This is a genomic window from Microbacterium sp. (assembly GCF_031178525.1).
Lineage (GTDB): Bacteria > Actinomycetota > Actinomycetes > Actinomycetales > Microbacteriaceae > Microbacterium.
On record NZ_JAPSJA010000005.1, the window covers coordinates 25213 to 34625 of the forward strand.

Consider the following 9413-nt stretch of genomic DNA (forward strand, 5'->3'; position numbering starts at 1 on the left):
GCATCCGCTCGGGGGAGTGCGGGGTATGCCAGAGGCCCCGCCGGTGCTGAGACGAGCTCAGCGGCCGACGGGGCCTCCGGTGGGGGAGCGGCGGGTGTTACTCGCCGTCCTCCGACTTCTTCTTGCGCGGCCGCTTGACGGGCTCCTTCGCGATCACCGAGGTCGGCACGTTGCCCGTCTCGGGCACATGCGGATCCACGGGAGCGATGTCGTCTTCGGCGACCCCGGCGCGCTCGTGCGCTCCGGCGATCTCCTCGGCCTCGATCTCTGCCATGCTCGCGAGAGCGTGGTGCTGGTGCGCGTCCGCGGCGAGCAGCTCCGCCTGGGTGAGCGGCTGCAGGCGGTCCTCGAAGAACCAGCGCGAGATCGAGGAGCGCAGGTTCTCGTGCCACGGGATGCGGCCCTTCGCGTTCGGGCGCACGACCAGAGGCTCGTACGTCTCGAAGTCGATCAGCTTCCAGCGGTCGTAGATGTCGACCGGCTGGTGCACCTCGATGAACTCGCCGCCGGGGAGGCGCACGATGCGGCCCGACTCGTAACCGTGCAGGACGATCTCGCGGTCCTTCTTCTGCAGCGCGATGCAGATGCGCTTGGCGATGAAGTAGCCGAGGATCGGGCCGACGATGAGCAGGATCTGCAGGGCGCGGATCACACCCTCCATCGTCAGCATGAAGTGCGTCGCGATGAGGTCGGACGAAGCCGATGCCCACAGCACCGCGTAGAAGATCACGCCGGCGACGCCGATTCCGGTGCGGGTCGGGGCGTTGCGCGGACGGACCGCGATGTGGTGCTCGCGCTTGTCACCGGTGATCCACGCCTCGATGAACGGGTACAGCGCGACCAGCACGATGAACAGACCCAGAACCACGAGCGGGATCAGGATGCCGAACGACCAGGTGCGGTCGAGGAACACGATGTCCAGGTTCGACGGCGCCAGTCGCAGCGCACCGTCGGCGAAGCCGATGTACCAGTCGGGCTGGGTACCCGCGGACACAGGGGACGGGTCGTACGGACCGTAGTTCCAGATCGGGTTGATCTGGAAGAGCGAGGCGATCAGCACGATCGTGCCGAACACGATGAACAGGAACCCGCCCATCTTGGACATGTACACCGGCATCATCGGGTAGCCCACGACGTTGTCGTTGGTGCGGCCAGGCCCGGCGAACTGGGTGTGCTTGTTGATCACCATCAGCATCAGGTGCAGCACGATGAGCGCGAGCACCAGCAGCGGCAGCAACAGGATGTGCAGGGTGTACAGGCGTCCGACGATGTCGGTACCGGGGAACTCGCCGCCGAACAGCAGGTACGAGGTCCAGGTGCCGATCAGCGGGATGCCCTTGATCATGCCGTCGATGATGCGGAGGCCGTTGCCCGAGAGCAGGTCGTCGGGGAGCGAGTAGCCGGTGAAGCCCTCAGCCATGGCCAGGACGAACAGCACGAATCCGATCACCCAGTTCAGCTCGCGCGGCTTGCGGAACGCGCCGGTGAAGAACACACGGAGCATGTGCACGCCGATGCCCGCGACGAAGGTCAGCGCCGCCCAGTGGTGGATCTGTCGGACCAGCAGACCGCCGCGCAGGTCGAACGAGATGTGCAGCGTCGACTCGAGGGCCGCGGACATCTCGATGCCGCGCATCGGCTCGTACGCACCGGTGTAGTGCGTGGGGACCATCGAGGCCTGGAAGAAGAACGTCAGGAACGTGCCCGACAGGAACACGACCACGAAGCTCCACAGCGCGATCTCACCCAGCATGAACGACCAGTGGTCGGGGAAGATCTTCCGGCCCAGCTCCTTGACGAAGCCGGAGAGGCTGGTGCGCTCATCGATGTAGTTCGCGGTCGCGCCGATGAACCGGCCACCGAGAGGCGCCTGCCTGGTGTCGGCGTTCGTGGTGTCCTGGTGAAGAGTTGCGGTGCTCAATGACGCTCCCAGAAGCTCGGGCCGACGGGTTCCTTGAAGTCGCTCTGCGCGATGAGGTAGCCCTCATCGTCGACGGCGATGGGCAGCTGCGGCAGCGGGCGGGCGGCCGGGCCGAAGATGACCTTGGCGTGCTCGGTCACGTCGAACTGCGACTGGTGGCACGGGCAGAGCAGGTGGTGCGTCTGCTGCTCGTACAGCGCGACCGGGCAGCCGACGTGCGTGCAGACCTTGGAGTAGGCGACGATGCCGTCGTACGACCAGTCCTTGCGGTCCTCGTCCTCGATCAGATCCTCGGGACGCAGGCGCATGAGCAGGACGATGGCCTTCGCCTTCTCCTCGAGAAGACCGCCCTCGTGGCCGAGGTCGTTCAGACCGTCGGGGATGACGTGCACCGCCGAGCCGAGGGTCACATCCGCCGCGCGGATCGGCGTGCCGTCGGGGTCGCGGACCAGACGGGTGCCCTTGTCCCACATGGTGTGCTTGAGAAGCGCCACGGGGTCGCCGGCGGTGGGGTGCTCGGCGGTGGCGTGCGGGGCGAGGCCGCGGAACAGCGTCACGCCGGGCACGATGGATGCCACCACGGCGGCGATCAGCGAGTTGCGGATCATGGTACGGCGACCGAAGCCGGATTCCTCGTTGGCGTCCGCGAATGCCTTCACGGCGGCCTCACGCGTGCTGTCGCGCCCGCGGGTCGGGTGGCGGTGCTCGATGTGCTCGCGGTCGGACATGAGCGCCTTGGACCAGTGGATGGCACCGAGGCCGAGCGCGAGGAGGGCGAAGCCGATGCCGAGGCCGACGAACAGGTTGTTGTTGCGCACGTCGATGAGAGCGCCGCTCTCGATCGGGAACAGCATGTAGGCGGCGACGGCCCAGATGCTGGCGGCGAGCGACAGGTAGAACAGCGTGTAGACCGTGCGGGCGGCGGTCTTCTCGGCCCGCGGGTCCTTGTCGGTCATCCGCTCACGATGCGGCGGCAGTCCCGGGTTCTGTGCGGGATCGCTGACTGCGACGCCCAGCCCCGGCGAGGGCTGGTAGGCCCTGTCAAGAGCCTGCGTGTCGACGTCGTGTGCCATGGTGCTCCTCGTACGTAAGTCTTCGATGTATGTGCGTCAGTTGGACTTCGCCGTGATCCACACGGTGAGGGCGACCAGGGCGCCGATACCGAAGATCCAGATGAAGAGGCCCTCCGAGACGGGACCCAGCGAACCGAGTGTGAACCCGCCGACCTGGACGGCCTCCTGCTGGTACAGCAGGGCCGAGATGATGTCGCGCTTGTCCTCGGTGCTCAGGTTCATGTCACCGAACACCGGCATGTTCTGCGGACCGGTGACCATCGCCGCGTAGATGTGCAGCGCGCTGGTCGATGTCAGCGCGGGGGCGTACTTGCCCTCGGTGAGCGCACCACCGGCGGCGGCGACGTTGTGGCACATGGCGCAGTTGATGCGGAACAGCTCCGCACCGTGCGACACGTCGCCCTTCCCGTCGAGAACCTCGTCGTCGGGGTAGGTCGGTCCGGGGGCGACGGACTGCACGTAGGCGGCCATCGCGCGGATCTGCGCGTCGGTGAACTGCGGCGGCTTCTGCGGAGCCTGCGGTCCCTGCATCTGCAGCGGCATCCGACCCGTCGCGAGCTGGAACTCGACGGACAGCTCACCCACGCCGATGAGGCTGGGGCCGTTGTCGGTGCCCTCCAGGTTCATGCCGTGACAGGTGGCGCAGTTCGCCGTGAACAGCTTCTCGCCGTCCTCGACGGTCAGCTCGGAGGATGCGGCGGTCTGCACATCCGACGACGCCATCGCAGCAGACGCACCGGCGTACGCGCCACCGGTGATCAGCAGGCCGGCCCCGATCAGGGCGGCGGCGGCGAGGGGACTGCGACGGCCGCGGGAGCGGCGCTTCTTCTCTCGTGCCATTTCGTGAAATCGCTCCGCTCTTATTTCAGGAAGTAGATGACGGCGAACAGCACAAGCCAGACCACGTCGACGAAGTGCCAGTAGTAGGACACGACGATCGAGGACGTCGCCTCCTTGTGCGTGAAGTTCTTGACCGCGAACGCGCGCCCGATGACCAGCAGGAACGCGATGAGGCCGCCGGTGACGTGCAGGGCGTGGAAGCCGGTGGTGAGGTAGAACGCGGAGGCGTACGAGTCGGCCTGGATCGGCATCCCCTCCATGACGAGCTGGGCGTACTCCCAGACCTGGCCGCAGACGAAGATCGCGCCCAGCACGAAGGTGAGCCAGAACCACTCGACCATGCCCCAGCCGAACAGGCGGCGGCGGCCCATGGCGTTCACCTGGCCGCGCGCGATGCGGTACGGCTGCAGGTCCTCCGCGGCGAACACGCCCATCTGACAGGTGAACGAGGACGCGACGAGGATGGCGGTGTTCACCGCCGCGAAGGTCACGTTCAGGAGGCCGGTGCGCTCACCCCACAGTTCGGGGGATGTGCTGCGGAGGGTGAAGTAGATCGCGAAGAGTCCCGCGAAGAACATCACCTCGCTGCCGAGCCACACGATGGTGCCGACAGCTACCGGGTTGGGCCGCTTGATCGTTCGGGCAGCCGGGGCATACGTCGCTGAGGTGGTCACCCGTCCATTATGGCCGAAACGCGGTGCCGATTCTCGCACCGGCATGACCCGTTTCGCTGGTTCCGCACTTAGGGGAACCTAAGAACTGCCTGCGAATCTGCCGCCGGTGCAGGGTCGATAGGATCACTGGCATGGCGGACACTCTCACCTGGCCCGATGTTCTCGCTTCTCTGCTGCAGCGGCGCGATCTCAGCGTGTGGGAGTCCACCTGGGCCATGCGTCAGGTGATGCAGGGCAAGGTCGGCGAGGCCCAGCTCGCTGGTTTCCTCATCGCGCTTCGGGCGAAGGGCGAGACGATCGACGAGATCGTCGGGTTCCGCGACGCCATTCTCGAGGCGGCCGTGCCGCTGCCGGTTTCCTCGGACGTGCTGGACATCGTCGGCACCGGTGGCGACCGGGTGGGGACGGTCAACGTCTCCACGACCGCCGCGATCATCATCGGTTCGATGGGCATCCCCGTCGTCAAGCACGGCAACCGCGCGGCGAGCTCCTCGTCGGGATCCTCCGACGTGCTCGCGGCACTCGGCCTCGACATCTCTCTGGATCCTCAGCGCGTGGCATCCGTCCTCGACCGCACCGGCATCACGTTCGCGTGGGCAGCGGCGTTCCACCCCGGGTTCCGGCACGCCGGCACGGTCCGCTCCGAGCTGGGTGTGCCGACGGTGTTCAACATGCTCGGCCCGCTCTGCAATCCGGCGCGCGCCGAGGCGAACGCCGTCGGCGTCGCGCAACTGGATCGCGTGCCGCTCATCACGGGCGTGTTCCGCACCCGCGGCGCGACTGCGTTGGTGTTCCGCGGGGACGACGGGCTGGACGAGCTCACCACGACCGGTCACAGCCGCATCTGGGAGGTGGTCCGCGGCGACATCCACGAGCACGACCTCGACCCCCGCGATCTGGGCATCCCGCTGGCGGAACTCGACGACCTCATCGGCGGATCGCCCGAGCACAACGCCGCGGTCCTGCGTCGCACACTCAGCGGCGAGAAGGGCGCGGTGCGCGACATCGTGCTGTTGAATGCCGCGGCAGGAATCGTCGCGTACGAGCTGTCGCATGATGCGATGTTGACGCAGGTTCCCATCGTCGAGCGACTGAAGGACGCGTTCCATCGTGCGGCGGTCGCGGTCGATGACGGACGCGCGTCGGCGAAGCTCGACGAATGGGTGCGCGTCACGCAGGAGCGCGAGGGCTGAGCCATGGATGCCGTCGACGCGCTGCTCGAGATCGCCACACTGCTGGAGCGCGAGCGCGCGTCACGGTATCGGGCGCGCGCGTTCCGGCAGGCGGCCGCCGTGCTCGGGGAGCTGCCGACCGACGTGATCGCCGATCCCGTGCGGCTCCGTGCCGCGAAGGGCATCGGCTCGTCGACGTTCGAGGTGATCAGGCAGGCGCAGGAGGGCCGCACCCCCGATTACCTGGTCGAGCTGCGCGCGGCGGTCGAACCGGAGCACGAGTCGGCGCTGCGGCGGAAGCTGCGCGGCGACCTGCACTCGCACACCGACTGGTCCGACGGGACCACACCGATCGAGGCGATGGCCCGGACGGCCGCCGCACTCGGGCACGAGTACCTGGCGATCACGGACCACTCGCCGCGACTGAAGGTCGCCCGGGGGCTCTCGCCGGAGCGCCTGCGCGAACAGATCCCGCTGGTGCGCGCCGCAACCCGGCGCGAGCTGACGGTGTTGGCCGGGATCGAGGTCGACATCCTGGAGGACGGCGGCCTCGACCAGGAGCCGGAACTGCTTGAAGAGCTCGACATCGTGGTCGCCTCGGTGCATTCCCTGCTGCGAATGGATGCCGGACCGATGACCGCCCGCATGATCGCCGCCGTGTCGAATCCGCACGTGAACGTACTCGGGCATTGCACGGGCCGCCTCGTGCAGGGGTCGCGTGGCACCCGCCCGCGGTCGCAGTTCGACGCCGCCGCGGTGTTCGCCGCGTGCGCCGAGAACGGAGTCGCCGTGGAGATCAACTCTCGTCCGGAGCGGCAGGACCCGCCGGACGATCTCATCGCGATCGCCCTGGCGGAGGGATGTCTGTTCTCGATCGACTCCGACGCGCACGCCCCTGGACAGCTCTCACTGCTCGATCACGGCGCCGAGCGCGCGGAGCAGAACGGGGTGCCGCCGGAGCGGATCGTCACGACCTGGAGCCTGGAGCGGCTCACCGCCTGGGCGTCGGGATAGCGCTGCCGTTCAGGAGTTGCTCGCGAGGGCGGCGATCGCGCGGTCCATCGACGACCCGAGATTCCACAGTTCTGCGAGCGACCGGGCCGCGTCAGCCTCGGTCTGGTCGAGGGGGCGCAGGGGAGTGGCCGGCGCGCTGATGTCGAGGTCGGTGGCGACACGGACCACCTTGGGTGCCACATCGAGGTATGCGGACGCCTCTGCGAAGCGGGCGCTGACTGCCGCGCTGAGCTGACCGGCGGCAGCGGCGGCGCGGATGCCGTCCAGATCGCCGTGCGCCTTGAGCAGAGTCGCGGCGCTCTTCTCGCCGATGCCCTTCACGCCGGGTAGGCCGTCGGAGGCGTCGCCGCGCATGGTCGCGAAATCGGCGTACTGCTCGGGAAGGACGCCGTACTTCGTGACGACGGTCTCGTCGGTGACGATCTCGAGGTTGCTCATGCCACGCGCGGTATAGATGACGCGGACGCCGCGCGCGTCGTCGACGAGCTGGAACAGGTCTCGGTCGCCGGTGACGATGTCGACCGACTTGTCGGCGTGGGTGGCGAGCGTGCCGATCACGTCGTCCGCTTCGTGCTCGGCTGCGCCGATGATCGGGATGCCGAGAGCGCGCAGCGTCTCGCGGATGAGCGGAACCTGCTGCTCGAGCGGGTCGGGGACCTCTTCAACGTCTGTGCCGCCGGGGATGACCTCGACGACGCGGTGCGCCTTGTAGCTGGGGATGAGGTCGACGCGCCACTGCGGACGCCAGTCGTCATCCCAGCAGGCGATCAGATGCGTCGGGTGATACGTCGACACGAGCTTCGCGACGATGTCGAGCAGACCACGGACGGCGTTGACGGACATGCCGTCCGGCGCCTTCACTTTGTCCGGCACACCGTAGAACGCGCGGAAGTAGAGGGACGCGGTGTCGAGCAGCATCAGGCGGTCGGTCACGGACTCATCCTGGCACGGCGGTCTGGTTTCTTCTGCGAGCGTCAGCAGCCGGGGGAAGAGGGTCGTTCGGTGCAGGTGTGCGCGACGAGTGCGGTGTGCGCCTCGAAGACCCGGATCAGCTGACCAGGGCCGGTCGCCGTGAGTCGGCCGGAGATCGGGAACCAGCCGACACCGAGGTCTATCTCGGCGGAGTATGCGACATCGACGCGGGCGGTGTACTCACCGCGCTCGGCGTAGGTGTGGCTCGTGTCAGTGGGGGTGAACTGTGCCTGGCCGAGATCGGCCCAGGTCGAGCCGCCGTCGCCGGTCGTCGTGCTGGCGCCGTCGCCGTAGTGGAAGGTGAAGGATGCCGGCGTGAACCGCACGCTGATCGGGTAGCCGAAGAGCTCTCCCTGCTGAGTGACGGCGGATGCCGTCGCCACGAAGTTCGTCGGCAGGCCGGCGACGCCCAGATTGTTCGGCTCACCGGCGACCGCGGTCCCGGGAGGGGAGAAACGTGCAAGGTCGGTGATCGTGATCTCGGGGATCGCCGGCGTGGTATCGCCTTCGGCCCGTGGCGTCTCGCCGTCAGGGTTCCAGCGGTAGCAGCGGATGTAGTTCCACGCGTCTCTGCACTCCTCGAACGTGGGAGGAGTCCAGGCGATCGGGTTGTAGACCGGGTTCGTGGAGTGGTTGCCTCCGCGTTGCCTTTGGGCGCCGTCGGTACGGGATCCTGGCGAGCCATTCTGATGCTTAGTACCGCTCGCGTATAGATTGCCTGCGTCGGTTGTGACCGTTGGGCATCCGATCCGCGCGTTTGAGCTGCACGTCGGAGGTGTGCCCGCCGCGGCGCTCACTGGTGACAAAACGATGACCGCGAAGCATAAGAGCATGGCGGTCAGGATGCGCATGATTCGCCTTCCCGAGGGGTGGAATTTGCCAAAAGCACACTGTCCTCTGACACCTCAAACTGGAGCGCGAGCACGTACTGGTCGGGTCGATCCGCTGGCACAACGGAAGAGCCTGAAGCGTCCTTGATGTCGAGATCGGCTTGGTCCAAGCAGGCCTCGGCCTGAATTAGGGCATCGTCCGCGGCGTACTTCGTACCCCGGAACCAGACCACCGCTGTCTTTCCCGTCTGTGAGTACCCGTTCGCGTGCATTTCACTTAAGAACTCTTTGTCGGTTGAGCGGACTTCGCCCGTGGTGTATGCGAGCGCTGGCTCGAATGACCCCGGATCCGAGAATGAGACAGAATCCAAAGCCTTGATGTACTCCCGGTATGTCTTCTCGGCTGCCGCGAAGGCCTCTTCCTCGGTCTCGAACAGGGCCGTCTTCGTCGGCGTCGGCTCGGGCTGGGGTGTGCAGGCGGCGAGCAGCGAGAGCGTCACCGCTCCGGCCGCCGCGGCGGTGAGAAGGCGCAGGGGAGCGGTCGAGACAATCACCCCGTCACCGTAGCCGCGACCCGTCCTGCTCCGCAGAAGTTATCCACAGGGAATGCCGGCTGTGCGGCATCCGTTGTCTCTGATAGCCTGAAGTGTCACTCGTGGCGAGCATTCGCCTGCCCTCGTGACATCGCAACCCCAATCCACCTGCTTCGAGGCGAACATCCGGCGCTGCCGAGTGCTCGAAGCCCGATCATCCATTCACAAGGACAACCCACTACATGACTAGCGCAACGACCGCCCCGGCCACCAAGCAGGTCGCGATCAACGACATCGGCTCTGCTGAGGACTTCCTGGCCGCGGTCGAGAAGACCCTCAAGTTCTTCAACGACGGCGACATCATCGAGGGCACGATCGTCAAGA

The 9413-nt window shown here is 67.0% G+C and carries 9 protein-coding genes; 2 read left to right on the plus strand and 7 right to left on the minus strand.

All coding sequences use genetic code 11. The annotated features are described in order from the left end of the window. Positions 1–97: 97 nt before the first annotated feature. Genes RIF89_RS01025 through RIF89_RS01040 form a run of 4 tightly spaced genes read right to left on the minus strand, consistent with a single transcriptional unit; the run spans position 98 to position 4553 of the window. On the minus strand, positions 98–1921 hold the full coding sequence (locus RIF89_RS01025) for a cytochrome bc complex cytochrome b subunit (RefSeq protein WP_309066319.1): 1824 nt from the start codon (positions 1919–1921) through the stop codon (positions 98–100). After that, the gene (locus tag RIF89_RS01030) at positions 1918–2994 is read right to left on the minus strand and encodes a Rieske 2Fe-2S domain-containing protein (RefSeq protein ID WP_309066318.1); all 1077 of its coding nucleotides are present in this window, start codon (positions 2992–2994) and stop codon (positions 1918–1920) included. Before RIF89_RS01030 ends, RIF89_RS01025 begins: the two co-directional genes overlap by 4 nt. Positions 2995–3030: 36 nt before the next feature. After that, positions 3031–3834 (minus strand): cytochrome c, encoded by an 804-nt coding sequence (locus RIF89_RS01035; protein ID WP_309066317.1) that lies wholly within the window; start codon positions 3832–3834, stop codon positions 3031–3033. A 20-nt stretch (positions 3835–3854) separates the two neighbouring features. Then, positions 3855–4553, minus strand: a complete 699-nt coding sequence (locus RIF89_RS01040; protein ID WP_309066316.1) for a heme-copper oxidase subunit III — start codon at positions 4551–4553, stop codon at positions 3855–3857. Positions 4554–4639: 86 nt separating this feature from the next. On the opposite strand from RIF89_RS01040, the gene trpD reads away from it, so the two are divergent. Both trpD and RIF89_RS01050 read left to right on the plus strand, forming a co-directional pair. Then, on the plus strand, positions 4640–5701 hold the full coding sequence (trpD, locus tag RIF89_RS01045) for an anthranilate phosphoribosyltransferase (RefSeq protein ID WP_309066315.1): 1062 nt from the start codon (positions 4640–4642) through the stop codon (positions 5699–5701). Between the two features lie 3 nt (positions 5702–5704). Then, on the plus strand, positions 5705–6694 hold the full coding sequence (locus RIF89_RS01050) for a PHP domain-containing protein (protein WP_309066314.1): 990 nt from the start codon (positions 5705–5707) through the stop codon (positions 6692–6694). 9 nt (positions 6695–6703) lie between these two features. Here RIF89_RS01050 and RIF89_RS01055 read toward each other — a convergent pair whose 3' ends face one another. From RIF89_RS01055 to RIF89_RS01065, 3 genes are read right to left on the minus strand one after another with little or no spacing between them, the layout of a single operon-like run. Beyond that, a complete protein-coding gene (locus RIF89_RS01055) occupies positions 6704–7627 on the minus strand; it encodes a 5'-3' exonuclease (RefSeq protein ID WP_309066313.1) in 924 nt (307 codons plus the stop codon). Between the two features lie 41 nt (positions 7628–7668). Next, entirely contained in the window at positions 7669–8517 is an 849-nt protein-coding gene (locus RIF89_RS01060) for a hypothetical protein (protein WP_309066312.1), read from the minus strand. Beyond that, positions 8505–9050 (minus strand): hypothetical protein, encoded by a 546-nt coding sequence (locus RIF89_RS01065; protein ID WP_309066311.1) that lies wholly within the window; start codon positions 9048–9050, stop codon positions 8505–8507. Before RIF89_RS01065 ends, RIF89_RS01060 begins: the two co-directional genes overlap by 13 nt. Between the last annotated feature and the right edge of the window lie 363 nt (positions 9051–9413).

Coding starts and splice junctions, on each gene's coding strand:
- RIF89_RS01030 (WP_309066318.1), bottom strand. CDS start 2,994: ATGGCACACGACGTCGACACGCAGGCTCTTGACAGGGCCTACCAGCCC.
- RIF89_RS01035 (WP_309066317.1), bottom strand. CDS start 3,834: ATGGCACGAGAGAAGAAGCGCCGCTCCCGCGGCCGTCGCAGTCCCCTC.
- RIF89_RS01040 (WP_309066316.1), bottom strand. CDS start 4,553: ATGCCGGTGCGAGAATCGGCACCGCGTTTCGGCCATAATGGACGGGTG.
- trpD (WP_309066315.1), top strand. CDS start 4,640: ATGGCGGACACTCTCACCTGGCCCGATGTTCTCGCTTCTCTGCTGCAG.
- RIF89_RS01050 (WP_309066314.1), top strand. CDS start 5,705: ATGGATGCCGTCGACGCGCTGCTCGAGATCGCCACACTGCTGGAGCGC.
- RIF89_RS01060 (WP_309066312.1), bottom strand. CDS start 8,517: ATGCGCATCCTGACCGCCATGCTCTTATGCTTCGCGGTCATCGTTTTG.